Origin of the sequence: Cupriavidus sp. 30B13, assembly GCF_049059565.2 — a bacterium.
Taxonomy (GTDB): Bacteria; Pseudomonadota; Gammaproteobacteria; order Burkholderiales; family Burkholderiaceae; genus Cupriavidus.
This window is the reverse complement of sequence record NZ_CP188223.1, coordinates 1,068,978-1,093,750: the sequence shown is the minus strand read 5'-3', so window position 1 is coordinate 1,093,750 and position 24,773 is coordinate 1,068,978. Positions and strand designations below refer to the sequence as shown.

Here is a 24,773-nt window from a genome sequence, read left to right as displayed (position 1 = left end):
GCGCCGGACTTTCCCTTTGCCGCGCTTGCGCCCGGCCCGGCATCGGCCCGCCCCGCGTGCGCCACGCCGTGCCGCCGCGCAGGCTGTGTGAGGTGCCGCACCGAAGCGCGCCGCATGCCGCGCCACCATGGTTCCACCCCTTCCCGCGCGCCTTGCGTCCTCCCGGCGCCAGGCGCGGCCGGTGCGGGACAAAGCCCGGGCCGTCGGCCGGGGCCGGCGACCGCGGTACAGGCCCGTACCGCGGCCGCCAACCATTGACAGCGCAGCCTCGCCGCCGCCGGGCAAGCTGCGCGGGCCGCGATCGCACCGGGCGCCACGACGATGATCCTGCAAGGCAACGACCCGACCACCGGTGCCTCGTTCACCCTGGGCAACCGGCTCCAGCGCCAGCTCTGGCAGTGCGTCTGGCTGTGCCTGTTCCGGCCCAGCCCGCGCCCGCTGCACGCGTGGCGCGCGGCGCTGCTGCGGTTGTTCGGCGCGCGCCTCGGGCCGCATGTGCATATCTACCCCGGCGTGAAGATCTGGGCGCCGTGGCAGCTCAGCGTGGGCGGCCACTCAGGCGTGGCCGACGGCGTCACCCTCTACAACATGGCGCCGATCGAGATCGGCGCGTATTGCGTGGTCTCGCAGGGCGCGCACCTGTGCACCGGCAGCCACGACTACAACAGCGCCAATTTCCAGTTGGTGGCGCATCCCATCGTGCTGGCCTCGCACGTGTGGATCTGCGCCGAAGCCTTCGTCTCGCCGGGCGTGTCCCTGGCCGAGGGCGCGGTGGTCGCGCCGCGCTCCGTGGTGACCCGGAGCCTGCGCACCCCCTGGACCGTCTACGCCGGCATTCCGGCCCGGCCCATCAGCACGAGGACAAGACATGGCACAGCCCCAGACTAGCCCGACCAGCCCCGCCGGCCTGACGCAGGGGCGCGCCGCGCCCGGCGTCTCGGTGCTGATCCTCACCCGCAACGAGGAGCAGGACCTGCCGGGCTGCCTGCAGAGCGTGGCGTGGTCGGACGACATCCATGTCTACGACTCCATGAGCACCGATGCCACGGTGGAGATCGCCAGGCGCTTCGGCGCCCATGTCACCCAGCGGCCGTTCGACAACTGGGCCAGCCACCAGAACTGGGGCCTGCGCAACATCGCCTTCCGCCATCCCTGGGTGTTCTATATCGACGCCGACGAACGCATGACGCCGGCCCTGGCCGAGCAGGTGCGGGCGGCCGCGCGCAGCGCGCGCGAGGAAGTGGCCTTCCGCGTGGAGCGGCGCGACTTCTTCCTCGGCACCTGGCTGCGCCATGTGCAGACCGCGCCGTTCTACCTGCGCCTGTTCCGGCCCGAGCGCATGCGCTACGAACGGCTGGTCAATCCCATCTCGATTCCCGACGGCCCGGCCGGCGACCTGTCCGGCTACCTCGACCACTTCCCGTTCAGCAAGGGCCTGAGCCAGTGGATCGCGCGCCATAACAGCTACAGCACCCTGGAAGCCCAGCAGACCATCGACAACCGGCGCGGCAACGCGGAATTCAGCCTGCGCGAGGCCCTGTTCGCGCGCGATTTCCACCGCCGCCACGCGCACCAGAAAGAACTGTTCTACCGCATCCCGATGCGCCCGCTGGCCAAGTTCCTGCTGCTCTACCTGGGCAAGCGCGGCTTCCTGGACGGCCGCGCCGGGCTGACCTACGCCATCCTGCAGTCGGTCTACGAATATTTCATCGTCATCAAGACCCACGAACTCACGGCGCTCGCCGCCGCGGCCGCGAGCGCCGATGGCGCCGCCGCGCAAGACCTCGTTCCGGGCAGCGAGTCCGGCCTCGGGGCCGACCTTGCCAAGCTGCCGGCCGCCGCCACGCCAACCGCGACGCCCGCCTCCATGCCGGCCTCGATGCCCGTTCTCGAGACCGCCGGCTCCGGGCAGGCCTAGCCGCCGGCGCCGCCACCCTCTCATTCCTGCCGCGGCCGGCCAGGCCGGCGCGGGCAGGCGCAACGCACGCGCGGCGCGCGCGGTATCCTGCGCGCGCGGCCGGCGCCGCCTTGCGCACCATGGCAGGGCATGCGCGACGCAGGGTTGCCCCGGCTTCAGATGTCTGCATTGTTTGCGATAAATTCCCGGGGTCGCGTGTCTGCCAAAACGCGGCAATATGCGTTTAAAGACAGAAGTGGGAGCGTTCGAGGCGTTTTCGAAATATTTGCCGCCCCCCGGTGGCAATGTATGTTCGATAACGCATATGATTGGAGACCGGCATTCTTCCGTTGGAAGAAGAAGGCATCCGTGACAAAGATCACGCCCTTGCATGGCTGCGAAGCACCTCCGCTTCCGGCGCCCAGGGTATCGGGCAGGCCATGCAAGAGGCTCGGCGATGCCAGCACGCCATTGCGTCGTTGCGCGCTTTTTTGCGCGGCCGGGATCCAAACCAGCGCGGGAGGCACGCGCTGTCACTGCCTGTCCCCAGTCGGACCGCAGTGCGAAGTTTTCTAGTTAACGGGTGAACGGATGAAACTGGATTCAGAACTGGCTGAAAAGCCTTACTACAGCACGCGTACCGCCGCCAAACTGCTCAACGTCTCGCTGGGCACCGTACAGAAGATGGTGGAGCGCGGCGAACTCGGGGCCTGGAAGACCAACGGGGGGCATCGCCGCATACACAAGGAGACGGTGCACCGGCTGCTGGCCACGCGCGTCGGCCAGGATCTGCCGTCGGTGCACGAGCTCGACCTCGTGGTGTTCCACCCCAACCATCAGGAAGCCCAGCGCATCCACGCGCAACTGGGCAAGTGGGGCCTGCCTCTGAAAAGCGTGGTGGTGGAGGACGTGGTGGATACCATCATCACCTCGGTCAGCTCGCACCCGCGCGTGGTGCTGTACTACGTGGAAGAGCTCAGCGACGCCGAATCGGCCACCATCGAGAAGCTGCAGAACTTCTTCGCCCGCCAGAACGTCATCTTCGCCGTGATCACCAACCGCCAGGCCTATGACGGCGTGGCGGACGCGCTGCAGCACTGGGGCATCATGGTGTTCCTCAAGACGCCGTCGCTCGAAGAGGTCAAGGGCTTCCTGCGCGCCCAGCTGATGATGACGCGCGGCGCGGCCGGCTGAGCCAGCCGTTCTGGCCGCGCCGCGCGGGCCGGCTCAGGCCGGTTCCGCCTCCATTGCCCGCGCCGGCTGCGGCGGCGCGGCCGCCGCCATCATCCAGCCATAGAGATCGCGCGGGTCGGGCGGCGTGGCCACCAGCTCCACGTGGCTGCCGCGATGCCGCGCGTGGGCCGCGGCATGGAGCCAGCGCAGCGCCGCGTAGTCCTCCAGCGCGAAGCCGACCGAATCGAACACCGTCACCTCGTCGGCGCCGCCGCGCCCCGGCGCGCGGCCGGCCAGCACTTCCCACAGCTCCGTGACCGGCCAGTCCGCCGGCAACTGCTGGATCTCGCCCTCGACGCGCGTCTGCGGCGCGTACTCCACCACGATGCGCGCCGCGCGCAGGATGTCCGCGTGCAGCTCGGTCTTGCCCGGGCAGTCGCCGCCCACCGCGTTGATGTGCACGCCCGGCGCCACCATTTCCGGCGTGAGGATGGTCGCGCGCGTCTTGTCGGCGGTCACGGTGCTGACGATGCCGGCCCCGTCCAGCGCGGCCCGCGCCGATTCCGCCGGCACCACCTGCAGCCCGGGCACCGCGGCAAGGTTGCGCGCGAGCCGCGCGGTCGCGGCCGGGTCGATGTCGTAGGCGCGGATCTCGCGGATGCCCAGCATGGCGTGGAAGGCCAGCGCCTGGAACTCCGCCTGCGCGCCGTTGCCGATCAGCGCCATGACCGTGGCGCCGGGCCGCGCCATCGCCTGCGCGGCCAGCGCGGAGGTGGCCGCGGTGCGCAGCGCGGTGGCCAGCGTCAGGTCGGCCAGCAGCAGCGGAAAGCCGCTCGCCACCTCGGCCAGCACGCCGAAAGCCATCACCGTCGGCATGGCCGCCAGCGCGTTGCGCGGATGGCCGTTGACGTACTTGAACGCGTAGTGCACGCCGTCGCTGGCCGGCATCAGCTCGATCACGCCGCCGGGCGAATGCGAGGCCAGCCGCGCCGATTTCTCGAACGCGTCCCAGCGCAGGAAATCCTGGCGGACGTGATGGGCGATCTGCGCGATGGCGCTGGCGACGCCGGTCTCGCGCACCAGCGCGGCCACGTCGCCGGCATCCAGGAAGCGGGTCATGGCGATCTCTTTCATGGTGTTCTCCCCGTTATGTTGCGTGCGCGCCCGGCCCGCGCTCACGCGGCCGCGGCGGCCGGCGCCGCGGCCCCGGCGCCTGCGGCCTGCGCCGCCGCGCTGGTGCGGTCCAGCCGCAGCGTCATGCAGTACGCGCCGCCGCCCGACAGCATGAACGGCGACAGGTCCACCTCGCGCAGGTGGTAGCCGCGCTGGCCCAGCTCGGCGCGCAGGTGCGGCGTGGTCCGGGTCATCACGATCTGGTCGTGCAGGTTGACCGCGTTGACGCTGAAGTGGCGCAGGTCGTCCTCGCTCGCCTCGATGCGCTGGCTGGCCGGCACGCGCTCGCGCAGCGTGCGCAGCGCTTCCTGCGTGAAGGCCGGCGGGTAGTACAGGATCTCGCCGCCCGACAGCGGGCAGAAGCACACGTCGAGGTGATAGCTCTGCTCGGTGGCCAGCTCCAGCGCCACCACCTCGCGGCCGAAGCGGCTCGCCATCGCGTCGGCCGCGGCGCGTGTCGAGCGCGGGCCGAAGCCGGCCCAGAAATGCCCGCGCAGCGCGTCCCAGATGCAGTCGCCGGCGCCTTCCTGGAAGCAGCCCTCGGGCAGCAGGCTGACCGAGTCGATCAGCCCGCGCTCGCGCAGGCCCTCGAAGATGCGCGCGAACGGCGCTTCCTCGCCGGCGCGCTCGGGATGGCGGAAGCGCGCCAGTACCGCGTGGCCGTCCAGCACCACCGCCGCGTTGGCCGGGAACACCATGTCGGGCAGGCCCGCCGCGCCGGGCGCGGTCTCCACCGCGAAGCCCGACGCCCGCAAGGCGGCATGGAGCGCCTCGAACGAGCGCACCGCGTGCCGGTGCATGCCGCGCGGATCGCGCGCCCAGAGGCCCGGGTCCATCCACGGGTTGATGCTGTAGGACACGTCGTAGTGGGTCGGGTCGACAAGCAGGATGGTGGGCTGGTTGGTCACGCTGGCTCCTTTCCGGTGGTTGCTGCGGGGGGTTTGAATGCAAATCCGCTGGCTGAATTCTGGTGCAGTGCAGCGCTAACTAAAAGCCAGCAGATTGCGCAAACCGCCTGCTATCCTTCGCATATCGACAGTTTCCGCTGGCGCATCGCCAGTGCCAGCCAAGTACGCCCCAGGCCACCCCGGAACACCATGGACGACACCGACCGCCAGCTTCTGGCCCTGCTGCGCGACAACGCGCGCCTGCCCGCTACCGCGCTGGCCAAGGCCCTGCGCGTGTCGCGCGCGACCGTGCAGAACCGCATCGACAAGCTGGAAAAAGAGGGACTGATCGTGGGCTACACGGTCCGCCTCAAGCCCGAAGCCGAAGCCCACCGCATCCGCGCGTGGATGACCATCGCGGTGGAAGGCAACAAGGGCCGCCAGGTGCTGCAGGCCCTGCGCGGCGAGCCCAACGTGCAGACGCTGCACACCACCAACGGGCGCTGGGACATCATCGCCGAACTGCGCGCGGATACGCTCGAGGCGTTCGACCGCACGCTCGACCGCATCCGCCTGATCGACGGCATCGGCGCCACCGAGACCAGCATCCTGCTGTCGAGCTACAAGCTCTGAACGGGGAATCCAAGCCGGCTCGCCGCGCGGTCTGATGCCGGCACCCCCTGGTCTCCACACCCAACGGCGAAGGACGGCATCGCCGCTTGCCCCGTGCGCGCCTCGAACTTCAGGCGCCGCCCCTCTCCTGACCTGCGCGCCGCATGGCCGCGCAGGTCGTTGGCCTGCTTCCGCACGGCCTCTTTCATATCTCCCGATGTAGTCCCCTTCCGCGCCAAAGTTCAATTTATTTAAGTCTGTATTGCAAAAGCGACATCACGGAGATTAAAATGATAACGGTTATCATTTACTAAGAGCGTCATTCGCCACCCAGGGAGATCGGAAGCCGGTCGCGAATGGATCCTTACAGCAAGGGAGGTGCCGCCGAAACCATCCGCCAAGTCCAACCATTCCCGTCATCACATGGCGCCGGCAACTGCAGCACGCGGCGAATTGGCACACCGCGGCCGGGCCATATGAGCACAGCAGAGCACGCCTGCGCGCGTGTGCTGGAACGGGTGACCCCTATGACGCTCCATACCTGCCTCGGTATGGACCATCCACAACAAAATCAATGTCTTACATCCGCAGTCGAAAATCCTCGCCCTCCGAGTCCAGGCTGGCCTATCCGTCGCTCGCCGGCGCCGCCGCCACCATCGCCACCGGGCTGACCCTGGGTTACCCCCTGGCCGCCAGCGCGCAATCCGCGGCACCGGCGGAAGCCACCTTGCCGCCGGTGCGGGTCAGCGCCACTGCGGGCACCTACAAGACCGACAACCTCGCCTCCCCGAAATTCACCGAGCCGCTGAAGGACACGACGCAGACGGTCACCATCATCAACCAGGAAGTCATCAGGGAGCAGCAGGCGACCACCCTGACCGAGGCGCTGCGCAACGTGCCTGGCGCGGGCACCTTCTTCGCCGGGGAAAACGGTAGCACCAGCACGGGCGATGCGATCTACATGCGCGGCATCGACACGTCGAACAGCATCTACGTCGACGGCATTCGCGATACCAACACGACGTTTCGCGACATGTTCAACACGCAGCAGGTCGAGGTCATCAAGGGACCGTCGGGATCGGACTACGGGCGCAGCGCGCCGAGCGGCTCGATCAACCTGATCTCCAAGCAGCCCACGCTGGAGAACAGCTTCGACGCCAGCCTCAGCGCGGGCACGTCCAGCTACGCGCGCTCGACCATCGACTGGAACCGCGCGATCGGCGAGACCTCCGCCTTCCGCCTGAACCTGATGGGACACAAGGCCGATTCCGCGGGCCGCAATGAAGTCGAGAACCAGCGCTGGGGCATCGCGCCTTCGCTGGCCTTCGGCCTGAATACGCCGACCACGGTGTATATCGACTACATGCACGTCAAGCAGAACAACATTCCGGACGGCGGCGTCTCGACCATCGGCCTGCCCGGCTACCAGGCGCCCAGCGCCGCGCTGTCGCTGCTGAACACGAGCGGCAAGGTCGACACGCACAACTTCTACGGCACGGCGTCCGACCACGACGACTCGACCACCGACATGGCGACGATCCGCGTGGACCACCGCCTCAGCGACACCACCACGCTGCACAACACCACGCGCTGGGCGCAGACCAAGCAGGATTACCTGCTGACCTCGTTCATGGCCGCCGCGACCAACATCGTGACGCCCAACCCCGCCGATCCCTCGACCTGGACCATGACGCGCACGCCCAACCTGCGCGACAGCATCAACCAGATCCTGACCAACCAGACCAACATCACCAGCAAGTTCGCCACCGGCGGCCTCAAGCACGACCTGAGCGCCGGCGTCGAGTTCACGCACGAAGAGCAGACCCTGTACGGCCACACTTCGCCGACGCTGCCCAACGTCAACATCTACAGCCCGAACAGCGACCTGTTCGCCACGAACTACGGCAGGAACGGCGCCGACTCCAGCGGCTCGACCAACACCGTTGCCGCCTACCTGTTCGACACGGTCGAGCTGACCGACCGCATCCAGGTCAACGGCGGGCTGCGCTGGGACCACTACAACACCCACTATTCGAGCGCGACCGCCTGCGGCGGCACCGGCCGCACCGTGGTGGCCTGCCCGGCCGGCGTCGCCGCCGGCACGCCCGTGACCACGGTCAACGCCAAGACCTCGGGCAACCTGATCGACTGGAAGCTGGGCGCGCTGTACCGCGTGACGCCCAGCGGCAACGTCTACGCCAACTACGCGGTTTCGCAGCAGCCGCCCGGCGGCGCGAACTTCGCCCTGGCCGCGGGCGGCAGCGGCAACAGCGCCAACCGGATCGACTTCTCGCCGCAGCGCGCGCGGACGGCCGAGATCGGCACCAAGTGGGAACTGTTCGACAAGAAGCTGCTCACCTCGGCCGCGCTGTTCCGCACCGACATCACCAACGAAGTGCAGTTGCTCGACGACGGCACCTACGGCCAGATCGGCAAGAAGCGCGTGCAGGGCATCGAGCTGGGCGCCACCGGGCAGATCACGCCGAACTGGTCGGTGATCGGCGGCTACACGCTGCAGAACGCCACCGTCGCGGCGGGCAGCGCGGTCTCGCAGGACGGCTCCAACCTGCTCTCCTACACGCCCAAGCACGCTCTCTCCCTGTGGACCACGTACAAGCTGCCGCTGGGCTTCACCATCGGCGGCGGCGCGCGCTACCTGAGCGGGCTCAAGCGCGGCACGGACGGCGCGGTCGGCACGCCGGACCACACCGACCCGTACTGGGTGTTCGACGCGATGGCCAGCTACCGCGTGTCGCGCAACCTGAGCTTCCAGGTGAACGTGTACAACATCTTCGACAAAGACTACGTCGCGTCCATCAACAAGAGCGGCTATCGATATTTCCCCGGCGCATCGCGCACTGCGCTGCTGACGGCTAATATCAGCTTCTGACCGGCCGGAAAGCTCCGCCGCCCCGCCGGTTGCGGCACGCATCCGGCGGGGCAACAATACAACGCGTTGACATCATGCTTCTCCACATACCCGGCGTCCTGAATGCCGAAGAGGTCCGGAGCCTGCGGGACAGGCTGGAATCGAGCGAATGGGTAGACGGCCGCGCAACGGTCGGAACGGCTGGCGCCAAGGTGAAGAACAACCGCCAGGCGCCGGCGAATGCCCCGGCGTCGATCGAAATGGCGGGCATCGTCACCGCGGCGCTGAAGAGGAACGCCCTGTTCTTTTCCGCGGCATTGCCTTTGCGGATCGCCCAGCCGTTGTTCAACCGGTATGACGCCGAGAATCTCGAGCACTACGGCTTCCACGTCGACGGCGCGGTCCGCGCCCACGACCAGAGTCCGGGCTGGCTGCGCACCGACCTCTCGGCCACGCTGTTCCTGTGCGAGCCCGAGGAATACGACGGCGGCGACCTGACCGTGCGCGACACGTACGGCGTGCACGAAGTCAAGCTGCCGGCCGGCGACATGGTGCTGTATCCGTCCACCAGCGTGCACTGCGTCACCCCGGTGACCCGCGGCAGCCGCCTGTGTTCCTTCCTCTGGATGCAGAGCATGATCCGCAACGACGGCAAGCGGACCATGCTGTTCGAGCTGGACCAGGCCATCCAGTCGTTGCGTGCCCGTTGCGGGGAATCGGAAGAGCTCCTCACGCTGACCAATCACTATCACAACCTGCTGCGCGAATGGTCGGAGATCTGAGCCGCCGATCCCCGTTGGCCAGCAACGAAGTCCGCGCCTCCGCAAACACCATCGCGTATTGCCCGCAGCCCCGGCCGCGAAGGCCGGGAAAGCCGGGAAAGCCGGGATCGGCCGCCGCAACGAGCGGCAGCCAACAGCATGACCGACAGGATCGCTAGGAAGTAACGGCCGGCGGCCGGCGCCGGCCGCCGCGCAGCCGCTCGCGCTGCGTCTCTTCGTGCAGCACCTGTCCGCTCGGCCGCAGCAGGTCGCGCAGCGACAACACGCCGACCAGGCGCATCGATGCTGCGTCCGCCACCACCGGCAGGCGCCCCACGCCCATCTCGGCCATGCGCCCGGCGGCCACCCGCGCGGTCTGCGCCGGCAGCAATACCTGGTCCGGGCGCAGCGGCGCCATCAGTTCACGCGCGCGCGCCGGCGCGCCTTCCCGCCCGCGCAGCGCATTGCGCTCCAGCATGCCGGCCACGCGTCCGCCGCACACCACCGGATAGGCACGGTGCGGCGCGTCCTCGCCGAAGTAGCGCGGCCACAGCGCGCCGACGGCCTGCTCGCCGTCCACGCTCACCACAGCGGTGGTCATGAGGTCCGCCACGTGCTGGCGCTCGAGCGGGTCGACACCGTATTCGCGATAGATATGCAGCCCGCGGCGCGCGATCTTCTCGGTCATGATCGAGCGCTTCATGGTCAGCACGGTGAAGCCGTGCGCCACGGCCGTGGTCAGCAGCAGCGGCAGCAGCGCGCCGCTGTCGTGGGTCAGGCCGAAGGCGAACACGATGGCCGTCAGCGGCGCGCCGAGCACGCTGCCCAGCACGCCCGCCATGCACACCAGCGCCCACAGCTCGGGCGAAGCGCCGGGCAGGACCGGGCCGAGCGCGGCGCCGAGCCCGGCGCCCAGCATCAGCAGCGGCGCCAGCACCCCGCCGGAGGTGCCCGAGCCGAGCGCGGCGACCCAGATCACGGCCTTGACCGCCAGCAGCGCCAGCGCGGCGTCGAGCGCCAGGCGGTCGTGCAGCAGGTCGGCGATCACGTCGTAGCCCACGCCGAGCGCGCGCGGCTCGAAATACCCGCCGATGCCCACCACCAGCCCGCCGATGGCCGGCCACCACATCCAGTGCAGCTTGAGCCGGGAGAACTGGTCCTCGGTGCGGTACAGGGCCAGCGTCAGCACGGCGCCGAGCGCGCCGCACAGCAAGCCCGCGAGCACGCACGAGCCCAGCGCGGCAACGGACGGCGGCGGCGTCTGCAGGGCAAACAGCGGGCCGGGCCCGAATGCCAGCGGGCGCAGGAAACCGGCCGTGGCGCAGGCCAGCGCCACCGGCAGCAGGCTGCGCGGGCGCAGCTCGAACAGCAGCAGCTCCACCGCCAGCAGCACCGCCGCCACCGGCGTGCCGAAGATCGCCGTCATGCCGGCGCAGGCGCCCGCCACCAGCAGCGTCTTGCGCTCGGCGGCGGTCAGGCGCAGGTACTGCGCGAGCAGCGAAGCGATCGAGCCGCCGGTCATGATGATCGGCCCCTCGGCGCCGAACGGGCCGCCGCTGCCGATCACGATGCCGGAGGACAAGGGCTTGAGCACCGCCACGCGCGGCGACATCCGGCTCTTGCCGAACAGCACCGCCTCGATGGCCTCGGGAATGCCGTGGCCGCGGATCTTGTCGCTGCCGTAGCGCGCCATCAGCCCGACCAGCAGGCCGCCCGCCACCGGCACCAGGATCGCCCACGCGCCCGGCGCATGCTGCGCCGGCGAGCGTTCCGCGAGCGAGAAGCTCTGGTAGAAGAACAGGTTGGTGAACAGGCGGATCAGGTTCAGCAGCAGCACGGCCGCGGCGGTGCTGACCGCGCCGATCGCCGGCGCCAGCGCGGCGAGCAGCAGCAGGCGCCGGTTGACGGTGTAGTCGCGTTTTTCGAAGTGCATGTCAAGGCTCGCGCGGAGCGCGGCAGAAGTGGCGGAATGATGAGGACAACGGTGAAGAACGGCGAATAACGGAGATGAACTGGCGGCGCCGCGAGAACGAAATGTATCACGTCATGATATATTTGCAGGCCGGTTTGCAGCGGCAGGTTGCAGCAGCGCGGCCAGGATGACGATGCTGCGCCTGCGGCGCCTTCATCCGCCCCGCTGTTTGCCCGGCCTCGCACCCGCTCCCCTGACACCGCAGAACCAGGCCAACCCCATGCCCCCATCCCAGGCTTCACGCCTTGACGAAACCACTGCCGCGCGGGCGCGCGCCTGGCTGCGCGCGTTCGTGCCCGCGCCCATCGCCGGCGCCAGGCGCGAACGCCTGAAGGGCTGCCTGGGCGCCCTGCTCGGCCTGCTGGTCACGGAGTGGATCAGCCGCCGCATGCTGGGTGGCGTCAATCCGTGGTTCGTCGCGCCGATGGGCGCCTCGGCGGTGCTGCTGTTCGCGGTGCCGGCCAGCCCGCTGGCGCAGCCGTGGTCCATCATCGGCGGCAACCTGGCGGCGGCGCTGATCGGGGTGGCCTGCGCGCGCTGGATTCCCGACCCCGGGCTGGCCGCCGCGGTGGCGGTGGCGCTGGCCATCGTGGCCATGTTCCAGCTGCACTGCGTGCATCCGCCCAGCGGCGCGGTGGCGATCACCGCGGTGTTCGGCGGGCCGGCCGTGGCCAAGCTCGGCTTCGGTTTCGCGGCATTCCCGGTGGCGCTCAATTCGATGCTGCTGCTACTGGTGGCGCTGCTGTTCAACAACGCGCTGCGCCGGCGCTATCCGCACCGGCCGGCCGAGCACGCCAACCCGCACCGCACCGCCGATCCGCTGCCGAGCGCGCGCGTGGGCTTCAACCGCGCCGACCTGGACGCCGTGCTGCAGGCGCGCGGCGAATTCCTCGACATCGAGGAGGACGACCTGGAGGACATCCTGGTGGCCGCGCAGATGCGCGCCTACCGGCGCCGCTTCGGCGACGTGCGCTGCGAGCACATCATGTCGCGCGACGTGGTCACGGTGCAGCCGGGCCACAGCGGCGTGCAGGCGCGCGCGCTGCTCAACCGCCACGGCCTGCGCACGCTGCCGGTGGTGGACGAGGCGCAGCGCCTGGTCGGCATGCTCGGCCTGGCCGACCTGCTGGCCGCGCGCGCCGGCGCCGCCGGCCAGCCGCGCGCGGGCAGCGCGGGCGACCTGATGCACACCGGCATGGCCACCGCCCGGCCGGACCAGCCGATGGTGGAACTGGCGCGCGCGTTCTCCGACGGCGGCCTGCACGAAATGCCGGTGGTGGACGCGCAGCGCCGGCTGGTGGGCATCGTCACGCAGTCCGACCTGATCGCGGCGCTGCTGGAACAGGGCCCGCCGGCGCAGGCCTAGCGCCGCGGGAGACGGCCCGGCGCCGGTCCGCGCGGCATGCCCGGCCCCGCGGTGCGGCACCCGCACTGCAGCATTTTTTGCCCGCGCGCGCGCCGGCGCACCCGCTATCGTCCGGAAAGGTCTATGTTTTCCTATATATTGTCGGCGTTCCCGTCACGCCGGCATGTCCGGAGATGCGCCCGATGAGCTCCAGCCAACTGATCGAAAAAATTGCCGCCGTCCTGGCGCTGGTCGTCCTGATCGGCGGCTCGCTGCTGGTGCTGGCGCCGTTCACCACGGCGCTGCTGTGGGCCGCCATCCTCGCCTTCAGTTCCTGGTACCCGTATTCGGTGCTGTCGCGCTGGCTGGGCAACCGGCGCAGCCTGGCGGCCATGATCTGCGTGCTGCTGGCCGCCGTGATCGTGCTGGGGCCGTTCGTCTACGCGGGCGCCAGCTTCTCGGCCCACATCGACCAGCTGTCCGGCCTGGTCGACCGTTTCGTGGACAACGGCCTGCCGGCGCTGCCGGACTGGCTGACCGGCCTGCCGTATGTCGGCAACTACCTGCAGACCAGCTGGGACAAGGTGATCCACGCCGACTCCGACATGGTGGCGAACCTGCGCAAGCTGATCGCGCCGGTCGGCCACGCGGTGCTGGGCGCGGGCCTGTCGATCGGCGCCGGGCTCGGGCAGCTGGCGCTGTCCATCGTGCTGGCGTTCTTCTTCTATACCGGCGGCGAGTTCGCCGTGGCCTGGCTGCGCGCGGGCATGCGCCGCATCGCCGGCGAACGCGCCGACCACCTGCTCGCGCTGGCCGGCAATACCATCAAGGGCGTGGTCTACGGCGTGCTGGGCACGGCCTTCGTGCAGGCGCTGCTGGCCGGCATCGGCTTCTGGATCGCGGGCGTGCCGGGCGCGGCCATCCTCGGCTTCGTGACCTTCTTCCTGTCGGTGATCCCGGTGGGGCCGCCGCTGGTGTGGATTCCCGCGGCGCTGTGGCTGTACCACACGGGCTCGCTGGGCTGGGCCATCTTCATGGTGGTGTGGGGCGTGGGCGTGGTCAGCATGGCGGACAACATCATCAAGCCGCTGCTGATCAGCAAGGGCACCGACATGCCGCTGATCTGGGTCATGCTGGGCGTGTTCGGCGGCGCGCTGGCCTTCGGCTTCCTCGGCGTGTTCATCGGCCCGACGCTGCTGGCGGTGGCCTACGCGCTGCTGCGCGACTGGACCATCGGCTCGCAGCAGCTGGCCGATCCGCCGCGCGCGCTGGCGCAGGGCAAACCCATCGCCACGGCCGAGGACGTGGCCGGCTCCGGCAAGGCATGAGCGAAGCGAGCCGCGACGCCGCCCGCCCGGGCGAACCCGCCCCCGCCGCCCCCGCCGCGCTGACCGGGCTGGTGGCCTGCGAATACTGCGACGCGGTCTACCGGCGCGAGCCCCTGGCCGCCGGCGAGCGCGCGCAGTGCCTGCGCTGCGGCGGGCAGCTCTACCGCGAAAGCACGCGCGCCTACGCGCGGCTGCTGCCGCTGGTGCTGGCCGCGCTGATCCTGTTCGCGGTCTCCAACGCCTATCCCATCGTCGAGATGGACCTCAAGGGCGTGCGCACCGAGACCACGCTGTGGGGCGCGGTGCAGGCGCTCTATGCCGACCGCATGGAACCGGTGGCGATGCTGGTGTTCGCCACCACCATCCTGTTCCCGCTCACCGAGATGCTGATGATGCTGTACCTGCTGGTGCCGATGGCGCGCCGCCGCATGCCGGCGGGCTTCGAGCGCATCGTGCGCGGCATCCGGCAGACGCGCCCGTGGGGCATGATCGAGGTGTTCATGATCGGCGTGCTGGTCACGCTGGTGAAGCTCTCCACCATGGCCCAGGTGCTGCCGGGCGTGGCGCTGTGGTCGTTCGGCGCGCTGGTGGTGGTGCTGGCGGCGATGCTGTCGTTCGATCCGCGCAACCTGTGGGATTACCTGGAGGAGGAGCCGCGATGAGCGCCGCGCCGAACCCCGCTCCCGCGCCCCGCGGCAACAACGCCAACAACGGCAACAATGGCGGCAACGGCGGCAACGGCAAGAGCGCCCTGGCGCGCTCGCGCCGCATGGCCGCCGGCATGATGGCGGAGCTGGCCGACGACGAAGACAAGCCGCTGCCGCAGGTGCCCACCGCCACCTCGATGGGGCTGGTGTCCTGCCACGCCTGCGACGCGCTCAGCCCGCGCGCGCTGGAGGGCGAGCCCTGCCCGCGCTGCGGCGCCACGCTGCATCACCGCAAGCCGCACAGCCTGGCGCGCACCTGGGCCTTCCTGCTGGCGGCCTACATCCTCTATATTCCCGCCAACCTGCTGCCGGTGATGGTGACGCAGTCCATCCTCGGCACGCAGCGCGACACGATCTTCTCCGGCGTGGTCTACCTGTGGCTGTCCGGGTCGAACCTGCTGGCCATCGTGGTGCTGATCGCCAGCATCGTGGTGCCGCTGCTGAAGATGTTCATCCTTACCCTGCTGCTGCTGTCCGTGCACTTCCGCTCGCGCTGGCGCATCCGCCAGCAGACCAGGCTGTACGGCCTGGTCGAGGTGATCGGCCGCTGGTCGATGCTCGATATCTTCGTGGTGGCGCTGCTGGCCTCGCTGGTGCGCGCCGGCGCGCTCGCCACCATCATCCCGGGGGCCGGGGCCCTGGCCTTCGGCTCCGTGGTGGTGCTTACCATGCTGGCCTCACTCAGTTTCGACCCGCGCCTGCTGTGGGATTCGCTGGATGCAAACGATGCCCGACCTTGACGACACCCCCCCCTCCCCGCCGCAGCAACCGCCCGCGCCGGCACGCCGCCGGCGCGCGCGCTGGCTGCCTTCGCTGGTATGGCTGATCCCCATCGTCGCCGCCGTGGTCGGGCTGTCGCTGCTGATCCACACCATCGCCGAGCGCGGCCCGGAGATCACCGTCACCTTCCGCACCGCCGAAGGGCTCACGCCGGGCAAGACGCCGGTGCGCTACAAGGACGTGGACATCGGCCTGGTCAAGTCGGTGCGCCTGGCGCCCGACCGCTCGCACGTGATCGCGAAGATCGACCTGACCCAGGACGCGGTCAGCTTCTCCGCCAAGGACACGCGCTTCTGGGTGGTGCGCCCGCGCTTCGCGGTGAGCGGCATCTCGGGGCTGGAGACGCTGCTGTCCGGCGCCTACATCGGCGTGGACGCCGGCAAGTCCGAGGAACGCATACGCGACTTCACCGGACTGGAAGTGCCGCCCGCGGTCACCACCGATGCCTCCGGCAAGCAGTTCGTGCTGCGCGCGGCCGACCTGGGCTCGCTCGACATCGGCTCGCCGGTCTACTACCGCCGCGTGCAGGTGGGCCAGGTGGTGGCCTACCAGCTCGAGCCCAACGGGCGCGACCTCTCCCTGCGCGTGTTCGTCAACAAGCCGTATGACAAGCTGGTCACCCCCGACACCCGCTTCTGGCACGCCAGCGGCGTGGACATCAAGCTCGACGCCGGCGGCTTCAAGCTCAACACGCAATCGCTGGTGACGGTGCTGCTGGGCGGCGTGGCCTTCCAGGCGCCGGACGACTCCAAGGTCACGGCGCAAGCCGGGGAAAACACCCAGTTCCTGCTCTCCAGCGACCAGACCGAGGCCATGAAGGAGCCCGAGGAACTGGTGCCCTCGCTGGCCGTGCTCAACTTCGACCAGTCGGTGCGCGGGCTCTCGCCCGGCGCGCCGGTGGACTTCCGCGGCGTGGTGGTGGGCCAGGTGCGCTCGATCGGCATCGAATACGTGGGCGACAAGAAGGCCTTCCGCCTGCCGGTGGTGGTGGAGCTCTATCCCTCGCGCATGGGCTTCCGCCCGCGCGACGTGGAAGACGTCAACCGCGCCCGCACCATCGTCCAGGCCCTGGTCAAGCGCGGCATGCGCGCGCAGCTGCGCACCGGCAACCTGCTGACCGGCCAGCTCTACGTGGCGCTCGACTTCTTCCCCAAGGCGCCGCCCGTCGACGTGGAATACAACGGCGCGATGCCCGAGCTGCCCACCACGCCCGGCACCTTCGACGAGCTGCAGGCCAAGCTGGGCGACATCGTCAACAAGATCGGCAAGGTGCCGTTCGACCAGATCGGCCAGGACCTGCGCACCTCGATGGCCTCCCTGAACACCATGCTCGCCAGCGCCGACAAGCTGGTCGGCCAGCTCAACGGCGACGTGGCGCCGCAGGTGCTGGCCGCGCTGCAGGACGCGCGCAAGACGCTCAACGCCGCCAACGGCACGCTCGCGTCCGACGCGCCGCTGCAGCAGGACACGCGCCGCATGCTGCAGGAGCTCACGCGCACCGCGGTGTCCCTGCGCGCGCTGACCGATTACCTGGAACGCCACCCCGAAGCGCTGGTGCGCGGCAAGCCGGAGACCCCATGATGACCCGCAAGTTGATCACGCCCGCCCTGCTGGCGCTGCCGCTCGCGGCCGCGCTGCTGGCCGGCTGCGCCTCGCCCGACCCGCGCTATTACACGCTCGCCGGCGCCGCCGCGGGCACGGCGAACGCCGCCAACGGCGCCGGCGCCGCGGCCCCGCCGGCCAGCCCGCAGCCGCTGTGGATCGAAGTGGCGCCGGTGCGCGTGCCCGAGCGCCTGAACCGCGCGCAACTGGTGGTGCGCAACGGCCAGGACGGCGAGCTGCGGCTGCTCGACCTGGCGCGCTGGTCCGCCCCGCTGCCCGACGAGCTGCGCGATGCGCTCTCGCAGCAGTTGCAGGCCCGGCTCGGCGCGGTGGACACCTACCAGCAGGGCCTGTCCGGCGTGGAGCCGGTGTACCGCGTCACCACCGAGGTGGTGCGCCTGGAGGCCAGCGTGGGCGAGCGCGCCAGCGCCACCATCAACTGGACCGTGCGCCGCCTGCCCGACGGCAAGGTCAGCGCCGGGCGCACCCAGGCCGAACTGCCGGCGCCGGGCGCGGTGGACGGCGTGGTGGCGGCCTACCGCCAGATCGTGGCCGCCACCGCGGACGACATCGCCGCCGGCATGGACACCCTGCGCCGCTGAGCGCGCGGCCGGGCCATGGCGCGGCTCAGTCCTCGGACTGCGCGCCGTTGCCGCGGCAGCTGCGGCGCCGCTCGGCTTCCGCCATCGCCGCCAGGCACTCGGCCGGGCCGCCGGCCACCAGCTTCACCGAGCAGGCCAGCATCAGGTTCTTGCCCAGGCCGAAATCCTCCACCACGAAACCGCGCGCATCCAGCATGGCGCCGTCTTCGCCCCGGGCCACGGCGACCCGCTCGAGCAAGGTGCCGGCGTCGGCGCTGTAGCCCCATACCGGTTTCTGCAGCGCCACCGCGAAGCCCGCCTCGAACACCGTCCCCGAATCCGGCTCGCCGGGCCCGCGGAAATCGTCGAGATTGGCCATCACCAGGTCGGCGCGGCGCAGCAGGTTGATATTGGCCTCGTAGATCCAGCGGGCGGTGTCGGGGCCCGGCAGGCCGGCGGGCGCCGCCTTGTCGAGCGGATAGAGCCCGAGGAAGCCATGCCGGGCGCACAGTGCCTTGAGATGTTCGCCGTGGGCGATGGCGTCGGGGCGGAAGACGTCGAAACCGGCTAGGTAGATGGATTTCATCTTGGCGTGTCGGATTGGGCAGCGCGGCGCGCGGCCGGCATGCGGTGGGACAGGCGCTTGAGGATAGCGTATCCCGCGCCGGGGTGGGCTTTCGCACGGCCCGCCCTATACTGGACTCGCACGCTCCCGCCGGCACCGGCCGGCGCGCCGCGACCGGGGCACCAGCCAAGCTCCGCCGATTCAACCCCTCATCGCGTCAGGAGTCACCCATGGGACGCAAATACATCGATTGCCGCGAATTCCCCAGCGAGTCCAAGTGCACGGTCGCCCTGAGCGCCGACAGCGAGGAAGAGCTGCTCCAGGTCGCCGTGCAGCATGCGGTGCAGGTCCATCAGCACGAGGACGGGCCGGAACTGCGCCAGATGCTCAAGAGCGCATTCAAGGACGGCGCGCCGCCGGCCTGAGCGCGGACCGCGCGGCGCAAGGCACGATGCCGGCACATGCCGGCATCTTTTTGGGGCCGTCCGCGCGGCCGGGCCCTAGCGGCGGGCCAGCGCCCGGACCGCGGCGGCATGCCCGCGCCGGGCCGCCTCCTCGTACCAGGCCAGTGCGCGGCGCTCGTTGCGCGCCACGCCGGCGCCGTCGCGGTAGGCGTTGGCCAGCATGAACATGGCCGGGGCGATGCCGGCATCGGCGGCCACCTCGAACCAGCGCGCGGCGATAGCCGCATCGGGCGCGCGGCCGTAGCCGCCGCGGTACAGCAGGCCGAGGTAATAGGCGGCGCCGCTGTCGCCGGAGGCCGCGGCGAGCTCGAAGTGATGCCAGGCCGCGGCGGCATCGGGCGCGGCGCCGTGGCCCGCCTCGCTGCCGTCGCCGCTGCCGTCGCCATTGCCTGAGAATGCGGCCTTGCCCAGCAGGAAATGCGCGCGCGCGTCGCCGGCTTCGGCGGCCTGGCGCAGCCAGCGGCTGCCTTCGGCGTGCAGCGTGTCGTCGCTGCCGGCCAGCAGCGCCTCGCCCAGCGCGGCCTGGGCCGCCGCCTCGCCCTCGCGGGCGGCTCCGCGCAGCGCGGCCAGCGCCTGCCGGTCCGCGCCCGCCAGCGCCTGCCAGTGCGCCAGTTGCAGGCGGCGCGCGGCCGCGTGCTCGCGCCACACCGAGGCGCCGCCGACGCAGCCGGCGGCCACCGCCACGGCCACCAGCACGGCGGCGAGCAGCCGGCGCTGGTCGTGGCGGGCGGCCACGCGCGCGGCGCCAGCCCTGCCCGCGGGGAGCGGCCGCGCCGTCCTGCCTGCCGCCCTGCCCGCCATCGTTGCCGCCGTTCCCGCCGTCGCTGCCGTCGTCGTCATCGCCATCCGCATCAGCCATTGAGGTCGCGGCCATTGTCATGAACGCAGATGGCAGCAAGGTGACGCGGCGGTGACACGCCCGTGACGCCGGCGCCCGCGCGGGGACGCCGGCGCCGCCGGATGTGCCATTGACGCCGCGTTATATACCGTCATATATTGCGCATTCATCGCGCATTCACGACGCCCGCGACGACGCCCGCGCGGCCCGCCCCTTCCGGCCTGCCGGCGCCCGCTTTCCCAACCTTCGCCCAGCCCATGCCCATGCAACCGATCTCCGCTTGCCCGCCCGCCCTGCCCCGTCAATCGCGCGGTGTCCGCCGGACCGCCTCGCTCGCGGCAGGCCTGTTGCTGTCCGCCACGCTGGCGCTGTCGGCGCCGGCCGCCTTCGGCGCCGACCTGGTGGTCTCCGCCGCGGCCAGCCTGACCAACGCCTTCAAGGCACTGGCCGAGTCCTACGAGCGCTCCCACCCGCAGACCAAGGTGATCCTGAACTTCGGCGCCTCGGACGTGCTGATGCAGCAGATCGTCAACGGCGCCCCGGCCGACGTGTTCGCCTCGGCCGACCAGGACGCGATGAACAAGGCCGAGGCCGCGCGCGTGGTCAACCCCGCCACGCGCCGCGACTTCGCCGCCAACCAGCTCGCGCTGATCCTGCCGGCCGACAGCAAGCAGGAAGTGAGCAAGCTGCAGGACCTGACCAGGCCCGAGTTCAAGCGCATCGCCTTCGGCAACCCGGCCTCGGTGCCGGTGGGCCGCTACACCAAGGGCGCGCTGGAAGCCGCCGGCGTGTGGGATGCGGTGTCGGCCAAGGGCGTGATGGCGCAGAACGTGCGCCAGAGCCTGGACTACGTGGCGCGCGGCGAGGTCGAGGCCGGCTTCGTGTTCGCCACCGACGCGGCCATCATGCCGGACAAGGTCAAGGTCGCGCTGCGCGTGCCGACGCGCCAGCCGGTCACCTACCCCATCGCCGTCACCGCCATCGCCAGGCAGCCGGCCGAGGCCGCCGCCTTCGTCGGTTATGTGCTCTCGGACGAAGGCCAGGCCGTGCTGGCCAAGTACGGTTTCCTCAAGCCCTGATCCCGCGGCCGCCGGGCCGCGCAAGCGGACCCGGCGCCTCCCGCCGCCGGCGCTTCGCGCGCGCCGGCCATCCTTATGAATTCCCTGCAATCCGTCTGGGTCCCGCTGGCGCTGTCGCTCAAGGTGGCGGGCTGGGCCACGCTGATCAATGCCGTGCTCGGCGTGGCCGCGGCCTATGCGCTGTCGCGATGGCGCTCCGGCGCGCGCGACCTGGTCGACGCCATCCTCACGCTGCCGCTGGTGCTGCCGCCCACCGTGATGGGCTATTACCTGCTGGTGCTGGTGGGCCGGCGCGGCGTGCTCGGCGAATGGCTCGGCAAGCTCGGCATCGAGCTGGTCTTCACCTGGCAGGGCGCGGTGCTGGCCTCCACCATCGTGGCCTTCCCGCTGGTGCTCAAGTCCGCGCGCGCCGCCTTCGAAGGCGTGAACAGCCAGTACGAGGACGCCGCGCGCGTGCTCGGCACGCCGGAGGCCGGCATCTTCTTCCGCGTCACCCTGCCGCTGGCCGCGCGCGGCATCGTCGCCGGCGTGCTGCTGGCGTTTGCGCGCGCGCTGGGCGAGTTCGGCGCCACGCTGATGGTGGCCGGCAACCTGCCGGGCCGCACGCAGACGCTGTCGGTGGCCATCTACGAAGCGGTGCAGGCCGGCGACGACAATACTGCCAACCTGCTGGTGCTGGTGACCTCGGTCACCTGCGTGGTGCTGCTGGTGGCGGCGGGCCGGCTGGTGCCGGCAGCGCGCAAGACCCTGGGATGAGGCGGCCATGAGCATGCACGTCACGGTCCGCAAGGACCTCGGCACCGACGACCGCCGCTTCGCGCTGGACATCAGCTTCGAGTCGGAGAGCCGGCGCATCGCCCTGTTCGGGCCGTCCGGCGCGGGCAAGAGCCTCACGCTGCGCGCCATCGCCGGGCTGCTGCGGCCCGACAGCGGCCGCATCGTGCTCAACGGGCGCACGCTGTTCGACAGCGCGGGCGGCGTCGACGTGCGCCCGCAGGAGCGCCGCGTAGCCTACCTGTTCCAGGACTACGCGCTGTTCCCTCACCTGACGGTGGCGCAGAACATCGCCTTCGGCCTCGCGCGCGGCTGGCGCAACCCGGGCCGCAAGGCCCGGCACCCGGAGGCGCAGCGCTGGATCGACGCGTTCGGCCTGGGCGCGATCACCGGCAACTATCCCGGCGAGATCTCGGGCGGGCAGAAGCAGCGCACGGCGCTGGCGCGCGCGCTGGTGGCGCAGCCCGACATCGTGCTGCTCGACGAGCCGTTCTCCGCGCTGGACCCCGCGCTGCGCGTGCGCATGCGCAACGAGCTGCGGGCGCTGCAGGCCAGCCTGGAGGTGCCGATGCTGGTGATCTCGCACGACCCCGAGGACGTCGAGGCGCTGGGCGACCACGTGCTGGAGGTGCGCGACGGCCGCATCCATGGCGGCGGGCCGGTCAAGGGGCATCCGCAGGTGTACGCGCCGGCCCCGGCGCGCATCTAGGCTATCCGCGCAGCAGGTCCACGTAGGCGGTTTCCACCAGTTGCCCGCGCGCCACGCCGAGCCTGGCGAGCAGGTCGTGCGCCTCGGCCACGCCCGCCCCGGGCGCTTCGCCGTCGGCCAGCACCACTTCCAGCTCCAGGAAATCCCCCAGCCCTTCCACCCGGTCCAGGTGCACGCGCGTGCGGCCCACCAGGTAGAGCACGCGCGTCTTGCGCACGCGCCCGCCCTCGCCCCACGCCGCGGCCAGCGCGGCGCGCAAGGAGTCCGGCGCGGCGGTGGGCGAGATGATGTAGTGGCTCTCCTTCGGCCCGGCCTGGTCGGCGCGGGCGTAGAAGATGAGCTGGCCTTCGCCGGACGGAAACGCGCGCAGCTTGAGGCGGCCGTTGGCGCAGGCGAAGAAGGTGTCGTCCTGCTCGATCCGTTCCGGGCCATGATCGGCCAATGGGGCCACCAGCGGGACCAGCGCCTCGACGCTGGCGATGCGGGCCTTGATTTCCACGTTGGTGGGCATGTCGTATCTTCCTGTGCTTGCGCCGCGCGCCACGCCGCCGGCGCGAAGGCCGGATTCTAGCGCAGCCGGGCGCAGCCCCATGCGCGCCTTACAGCGCGCCGAGGATCACGCTCGATGCCTTGAACACGGCCAGCGCGCGGCTGCCTTCGGCCAGGCCCAGCGCCGCCACGCTGTCATGGGTGACGACGGCCACCACGGTGGCGCCGCCGTCGAGCACCAGCGCCACCTCGGTGTTGACCGCGCCGGGCAGCACGCGCGCCACGCTGCCGGGCAACTGGTTGCGCGCCGACAGCCGCAGGCCGGCGCCGGCATCGAGAGCGGAATCCGGAGCGGAATCCGGAGCAGAACCCGGCACGCCGAGCAGCACCGACGAGGCCTTGACCAGCGCGAACGCCTCCACGCCGGGCGCCAGCCCGAGCGTCTCCACGCTCTCATGGGTGATGCTGGCGATCACCTGCTGCCCGCCCGGCAGCGCCAGCGCGACTTCGTCGTTGACGGCGCCGGCGCGGATGGCGGCCACGGTGCCGAACAGCCTGTTGCGCGCGCTGGTGCGGACCATGAAGCGGCGGATCAGGTCGAGGTCTTGCTGCGCCGGCCCGGCAAGGTCACTCAGCCGGCCCAGGTGGGCGAGGAAGCGCTGGTGCTCCTGTTCGAGCGCGCGGTAGGTGCGGATCAGGCGCTCGCCGCGCGCGGTCAGCACGGTGCCGCCGCCGCCCTTGCCGCCGGTGGCGCGCACCACCAGCGGCTCGCCGGCGCTGTTGTTCATCGCGTCGATGGCGTCCCAGGCGGCCTTGTAGCTCAGGCCCACGGCCTTGGCCGCGGCCGTGATGGAGCCGTGCTCGCCGATCGCCGCGAGCAGGGCGATGCGCTCGCGGCCGCCCCAGTCGCGGCCGCCGGAGCGGAACCAGATCGCGCCGTCGAGTTCCAGCATGAGTGGAGAGGCGCCGCCGCGTGGCGGCGCCGCAAAGTGGCACAAGCCGGCTATGTTAGCGCCAATCCGCGCGCGGCGCGGCCTAGCCCTGGTGGGCGGGGATATACCAGCGCATCATGCTGCCGGCGAAGTACTGGCGGTCGAGCTGGCGCAGCAGGCGCCACGCGGTGAAGGGATCGACGTCGAGGTCCACCCAGGCCCACGGGTGGTCGGGGTCGCCGTCGCGCACCATCTCCACCGCGGTCACCGGCGCGTAGGGCGCGAGTTTTTCGCGCAGCATCGGTTCGGTCACATCACGGTGCAAGCCCCGGATGAGTACCTTCATGTGTGGCTCCCGAGTAGAGACCGAGCACGCCCCGCGGCGCGGCTGCGGCCTTCGTTGTTTCCACCATTGTAGGCCGCCGCAACGGCCGCGCGGCGCGCGCGCCGGCACCCTAGCCCATGATGTGCACGCCGCCGTCCACGTACACCGTATTGCCGGAAATGCGGCGCGCGTAGGGCGTGGCGAGGTAGGCGGTGGCGAAGCCGACGTCCATGATGTCCACCAGCTCGCCCAGCGGCGCGCGCCCGGCCGCGTCCGCCAGCAGGCGGTCGAAATCCTTCAGGCCGGAGGCGGCGCGGGTCTTGAGCGGCCCCGGCGAGATCGCGTGCACGCGGATCCCGCGCGGGCCCAGCTCGTGCGCCAGGTAGCGGCAGGAAGCTTCGAGCGCGGCCTTGACCGGGCCCATCAGGTCGTAGTTCGGCACCACCCTGACCGCGCCTTCGTAGCTCATGGCGAACAGGCTGCCGCCATCGGGCATCAGCGGCACCGCGCGCCGCGCGAGGCGCACGAAGGAATGGCACGAGATGTCCATGGCCCGCGCGAAGCCGGCCGCGGAAGAGTTCAGCAGCCCGCCCTGCAGGTCGTCCCTGGGCGCGAACGCCACCGAGTGCACCACCGCGTCGAGCTTGCCCCACTGCTGCGCGATGCGCTCGAACAGGGCCTGCTCCTGCGCGCCGTCTTCCACGTCGAGCGGCATCACGATGGTGGCGCCCACCGCCTCGGCCAGCGGGGCCACGTGCGGATAGGCCTTGTCGTTGAGATAGGTCAGCGCCAGCTCCGCGCCGAGCTCGCGGAACGCGCGCGCGCAGCCCCAGGCGATGGACTCCGCGTTGGCCACGCCGACCACCAGCACGCGCGCGCCCAGCAAGGGGGGATTGGGTACCTGGACCATG

The 24,773-nt window shown here is 70.8% G+C and carries 25 protein-coding genes; 16 read left to right on the top strand and 9 right to left on the bottom strand.

The window, feature by feature from the left end:
- Nucleotides 1-321 precede the first annotated feature (321 nt).
- The 3 genes from ACKI2N_RS05145 to ACKI2N_RS05135 all read left to right on the top strand — a co-directional run bounded on the left by ACKI2N_RS05145 (nt 322) and on the right by ACKI2N_RS05135 (nt 3,091).
- Nucleotides 322-888, top strand: a complete 567-nt coding sequence (locus tag ACKI2N_RS05145; RefSeq protein WP_420995481.1) for a putative colanic acid biosynthesis acetyltransferase — start codon at nt 322-324, stop codon at nt 886-888.
- On the top strand, nt 869-1,918 hold the full coding sequence (locus ACKI2N_RS05140; protein ID WP_420995480.1) for a glycosyltransferase family 2 protein: 1,050 nt from the start codon (nt 869-871) through the stop codon (nt 1,916-1,918). The genes ACKI2N_RS05145 and ACKI2N_RS05140 overlap by 20 nt, the downstream gene beginning before the upstream one ends.
- Nucleotides 1,919-2,488: 570 nt before the next feature.
- Nucleotides 2,489-3,091, top strand: coding sequence for a helix-turn-helix domain-containing protein (locus ACKI2N_RS05135; protein WP_020205646.1), 603 nt, complete (start codon nt 2,489-2,491; stop codon nt 3,089-3,091).
- Between the two features lie 33 nt (nt 3,092-3,124).
- Here the strand turns inward: ACKI2N_RS05135 and ACKI2N_RS05130 are convergent, their stop codons facing one another.
- Both ACKI2N_RS05130 and ACKI2N_RS05125 read right to left on the bottom strand, forming a co-directional pair.
- Nucleotides 3,125-4,204 carry an ornithine cyclodeaminase gene (locus ACKI2N_RS05130; RefSeq protein WP_420995479.1) on the bottom strand — a complete coding sequence of 360 codons (1,080 nt, stop codon included), beginning with the start codon at nt 4,202-4,204 and terminating at the stop codon, nt 3,125-3,127.
- Between the two features lie 41 nt (nt 4,205-4,245).
- The gene (locus ACKI2N_RS05125; protein WP_420995478.1) at nt 4,246-5,151 is read right to left on the bottom strand and encodes a dimethylarginine dimethylaminohydrolase family protein; all 906 of its coding nucleotides are present in this window, start codon (nt 5,149-5,151) and stop codon (nt 4,246-4,248) included.
- A gap of 189 nt (nt 5,152-5,340) precedes the next feature.
- Between ACKI2N_RS05125 and ACKI2N_RS05120 the strand changes: the two genes are divergently transcribed.
- From ACKI2N_RS05120 to ACKI2N_RS05110, 3 genes are all read left to right on the top strand, one after another.
- A complete protein-coding gene (locus ACKI2N_RS05120) occupies nt 5,341-5,763 on the top strand; it encodes an Lrp/AsnC family transcriptional regulator (RefSeq protein ID WP_420995477.1) in 423 nt (140 codons plus the stop codon).
- A 553-nt stretch (nt 5,764-6,316) separates the two neighbouring features.
- Nucleotides 6,317-8,632: a catecholate siderophore receptor Fiu gene (locus ACKI2N_RS05115; protein ID WP_420995476.1), complete on the top strand. Its 2,316-nt coding sequence runs from the start codon at nt 6,317-6,319 to the stop codon at nt 8,630-8,632.
- 74 nt (nt 8,633-8,706) lie between these two features.
- A complete protein-coding gene (locus ACKI2N_RS05110; protein ID WP_420995475.1) occupies nt 8,707-9,393 on the top strand; it encodes a Fe2+-dependent dioxygenase in 687 nt (228 codons plus the stop codon).
- A gap of 154 nt (nt 9,394-9,547) precedes the next feature.
- Here the strand turns inward: ACKI2N_RS05110 and ACKI2N_RS05105 are convergent, their stop codons facing one another.
- The gene (locus ACKI2N_RS05105) at nt 9,548-11,305 is read right to left on the bottom strand and encodes a chloride channel protein (protein WP_420995474.1); all 1,758 of its coding nucleotides are present in this window, start codon (nt 11,303-11,305) and stop codon (nt 9,548-9,550) included.
- Nucleotides 11,306-11,564: 259 nt separating this feature from the next.
- On the opposite strand from ACKI2N_RS05105, the gene ACKI2N_RS05100 reads away from it, so the two are divergent.
- The 6 genes from ACKI2N_RS05100 (at nt 11,565) to ACKI2N_RS05075 (ending at nt 17,708) form a co-directional block, all read left to right on the top strand.
- Entirely contained in the window at nt 11,565-12,710 is a 1,146-nt protein-coding gene (locus ACKI2N_RS05100; RefSeq protein ID WP_420995473.1) for an HPP family protein, read from the top strand.
- 182 nt (nt 12,711-12,892) lie between these two features.
- On the top strand, nt 12,893-14,017 hold the full coding sequence (locus ACKI2N_RS05095; protein WP_420995472.1) for an AI-2E family transporter: 1,125 nt from the start codon (nt 12,893-12,895) through the stop codon (nt 14,015-14,017).
- Complete coding sequence (locus tag ACKI2N_RS05090; protein WP_420995471.1) at nt 14,014-14,679, top strand: paraquat-inducible protein A; 666 nt, start codon at nt 14,014-14,016, stop codon at nt 14,677-14,679. Before ACKI2N_RS05095 ends, ACKI2N_RS05090 begins: the two co-directional genes overlap by 4 nt.
- A 107-nt stretch (nt 14,680-14,786) precedes the next feature.
- On the top strand, nt 14,787-15,464 hold the full coding sequence (locus ACKI2N_RS05085) for a paraquat-inducible protein A (RefSeq protein ID WP_420995548.1): 678 nt from the start codon (nt 14,787-14,789) through the stop codon (nt 15,462-15,464).
- A complete protein-coding gene (locus ACKI2N_RS05080) occupies nt 15,451-17,085 on the top strand; it encodes an intermembrane transport protein PqiB (RefSeq protein ID WP_420995470.1) in 1,635 nt (544 codons plus the stop codon). Before ACKI2N_RS05085 ends, ACKI2N_RS05080 begins: the two co-directional genes overlap by 14 nt.
- Nucleotides 17,082-17,708 (top strand): PqiC family protein, encoded by a 627-nt coding sequence (locus ACKI2N_RS05075; protein ID WP_420995469.1) that lies wholly within the window; start codon nt 17,082-17,084, stop codon nt 17,706-17,708. Before ACKI2N_RS05080 ends, ACKI2N_RS05075 begins: the two co-directional genes overlap by 4 nt.
- 25 nt (nt 17,709-17,733) lie before the next feature.
- Here the strand turns inward: ACKI2N_RS05075 and ACKI2N_RS05070 are convergent, their stop codons facing one another.
- Nucleotides 17,734-18,273 carry a nucleoside 2-deoxyribosyltransferase gene (locus tag ACKI2N_RS05070; protein ID WP_420995468.1) on the bottom strand — a complete coding sequence of 180 codons (540 nt, stop codon included), beginning with the start codon at nt 18,271-18,273 and terminating at the stop codon, nt 17,734-17,736.
- A gap of 209 nt (nt 18,274-18,482) precedes the next feature.
- Here ACKI2N_RS05070 and ACKI2N_RS05065 point away from each other — a divergent pair, with 209 nt between their 5' ends.
- A complete protein-coding gene (locus ACKI2N_RS05065) occupies nt 18,483-18,677 on the top strand; it encodes a DUF1059 domain-containing protein (protein WP_420995467.1) in 195 nt (64 codons plus the stop codon).
- Nucleotides 18,678-18,752: 75 nt separating this feature from the next.
- On the opposite strand, the gene ACKI2N_RS05060 is transcribed toward ACKI2N_RS05065, so the two are convergent.
- Entirely contained in the window at nt 18,753-19,451 is a 699-nt protein-coding gene (locus tag ACKI2N_RS05060) for a tetratricopeptide repeat protein (protein ID WP_420995466.1), read from the bottom strand.
- 366 nt (nt 19,452-19,817) lie between these two features.
- On the opposite strand from ACKI2N_RS05060, the gene modA reads away from it, so the two are divergent.
- The 3 genes from modA to ACKI2N_RS05045 all read left to right on the top strand — a co-directional run bounded on the left by modA (nt 19,818) and on the right by ACKI2N_RS05045 (nt 22,116).
- Nucleotides 19,818-20,633 (top strand): molybdate ABC transporter substrate-binding protein, encoded by an 816-nt coding sequence (modA, locus tag ACKI2N_RS05055; protein ID WP_420995465.1) that lies wholly within the window; start codon nt 19,818-19,820, stop codon nt 20,631-20,633.
- A gap of 84 nt (nt 20,634-20,717) precedes the next feature.
- Complete coding sequence (modB, locus tag ACKI2N_RS05050) at nt 20,718-21,389, top strand: molybdate ABC transporter permease subunit (RefSeq protein WP_420995547.1); 672 nt, start codon at nt 20,718-20,720, stop codon at nt 21,387-21,389.
- 7 nt (nt 21,390-21,396) lie between these two features.
- A complete protein-coding gene (locus ACKI2N_RS05045; RefSeq protein WP_420995464.1) occupies nt 21,397-22,116 on the top strand; it encodes an ATP-binding cassette domain-containing protein in 720 nt (239 codons plus the stop codon).
- A 1-nt stretch (nt 22,117) separates the two neighbouring features.
- On the opposite strand, the gene ACKI2N_RS05040 is transcribed toward ACKI2N_RS05045, so the two are convergent.
- The 4 genes from ACKI2N_RS05040 to fabI form a co-directional block, all read right to left on the bottom strand.
- Nucleotides 22,118-22,627 (bottom strand): class IV adenylate cyclase, encoded by a 510-nt coding sequence (locus tag ACKI2N_RS05040; protein WP_420995463.1) that lies wholly within the window; start codon nt 22,625-22,627, stop codon nt 22,118-22,120.
- 88 nt (nt 22,628-22,715) lie between these two features.
- Nucleotides 22,716-23,558 carry a TOBE domain-containing protein gene (locus ACKI2N_RS05035; protein WP_420995462.1) on the bottom strand — a complete coding sequence of 281 codons (843 nt, stop codon included), beginning with the start codon at nt 23,556-23,558 and terminating at the stop codon, nt 22,716-22,718.
- An 82-nt stretch (nt 23,559-23,640) separates the two neighbouring features.
- Nucleotides 23,641-23,883, bottom strand: a complete 243-nt coding sequence (locus ACKI2N_RS05030; protein WP_420995461.1) for an RNA recognition motif domain-containing protein — start codon at nt 23,881-23,883, stop codon at nt 23,641-23,643.
- 109 nt (nt 23,884-23,992) lie between these two features.
- Nucleotides 23,993-24,772, bottom strand: coding sequence for an enoyl-ACP reductase FabI (gene fabI / locus ACKI2N_RS05025; RefSeq protein WP_420995460.1), 780 nt, complete (start codon nt 24,770-24,772; stop codon nt 23,993-23,995).
- Nucleotide 24,773: the final 1 nt, after the last annotated feature.

Coding starts and splice junctions, on each gene's coding strand:
- ACKI2N_RS05145 (WP_420995481.1), top strand. CDS start 322: ATGATCCTGCAAGGCAACGACCCGACCACCGGTGCCTCGTTCACCCTG.
- ACKI2N_RS05140 (WP_420995480.1), top strand. CDS start 869: ATGGCACAGCCCCAGACTAGCCCGACCAGCCCCGCCGGCCTGACGCAG.
- ACKI2N_RS05135 (WP_020205646.1), top strand. CDS start 2,489: ATGAAACTGGATTCAGAACTGGCTGAAAAGCCTTACTACAGCACGCGT.
- ACKI2N_RS05130 (WP_420995479.1), bottom strand. CDS start 4,204: ATGAAAGAGATCGCCATGACCCGCTTCCTGGATGCCGGCGACGTGGCC.
- ACKI2N_RS05120 (WP_420995477.1), top strand. CDS start 5,341: ATGGACGACACCGACCGCCAGCTTCTGGCCCTGCTGCGCGACAACGCG.
- ACKI2N_RS05115 (WP_420995476.1), top strand. CDS start 6,317: ATGTCTTACATCCGCAGTCGAAAATCCTCGCCCTCCGAGTCCAGGCTG.
- ACKI2N_RS05110 (WP_420995475.1), top strand. CDS start 8,707: ATGCTTCTCCACATACCCGGCGTCCTGAATGCCGAAGAGGTCCGGAGC.
- ACKI2N_RS05105 (WP_420995474.1), bottom strand. CDS start 11,305: ATGCACTTCGAAAAACGCGACTACACCGTCAACCGGCGCCTGCTGCTG.
- ACKI2N_RS05100 (WP_420995473.1), top strand. CDS start 11,565: ATGCCCCCATCCCAGGCTTCACGCCTTGACGAAACCACTGCCGCGCGG.
- ACKI2N_RS05095 (WP_420995472.1), top strand. CDS start 12,893: ATGAGCTCCAGCCAACTGATCGAAAAAATTGCCGCCGTCCTGGCGCTG.
- ACKI2N_RS05090 (WP_420995471.1), top strand. CDS start 14,014: ATGAGCGAAGCGAGCCGCGACGCCGCCCGCCCGGGCGAACCCGCCCCC.
- ACKI2N_RS05085 (WP_420995548.1), top strand. CDS start 14,787: ATGGCCGCCGGCATGATGGCGGAGCTGGCCGACGACGAAGACAAGCCG.
- ACKI2N_RS05080 (WP_420995470.1), top strand. CDS start 15,451: ATGCCCGACCTTGACGACACCCCCCCCTCCCCGCCGCAGCAACCGCCC.
- ACKI2N_RS05075 (WP_420995469.1), top strand. CDS start 17,082: ATGATGACCCGCAAGTTGATCACGCCCGCCCTGCTGGCGCTGCCGCTC.
- ACKI2N_RS05070 (WP_420995468.1), bottom strand. CDS start 18,273: ATGAAATCCATCTACCTAGCCGGTTTCGACGTCTTCCGCCCCGACGCC.
- ACKI2N_RS05065 (WP_420995467.1), top strand. CDS start 18,483: ATGGGACGCAAATACATCGATTGCCGCGAATTCCCCAGCGAGTCCAAG.
- modA (WP_420995465.1), top strand. CDS start 19,818: ATGCAACCGATCTCCGCTTGCCCGCCCGCCCTGCCCCGTCAATCGCGC.
- ACKI2N_RS05045 (WP_420995464.1), top strand. CDS start 21,397: ATGAGCATGCACGTCACGGTCCGCAAGGACCTCGGCACCGACGACCGC.
- ACKI2N_RS05040 (WP_420995463.1), bottom strand. CDS start 22,627: ATGCCCACCAACGTGGAAATCAAGGCCCGCATCGCCAGCGTCGAGGCG.
- ACKI2N_RS05035 (WP_420995462.1), bottom strand. CDS start 23,558: ATGCTGGAACTCGACGGCGCGATCTGGTTCCGCTCCGGCGGCCGCGAC.
- ACKI2N_RS05030 (WP_420995461.1), bottom strand. CDS start 23,883: ATGAAGGTACTCATCCGGGGCTTGCACCGTGATGTGACCGAACCGATG.
- fabI (WP_420995460.1), bottom strand. CDS start 24,772: ATGGTCCAGGTACCCAATCCCCCCTTGCTGGGCGCGCGCGTGCTGGTG.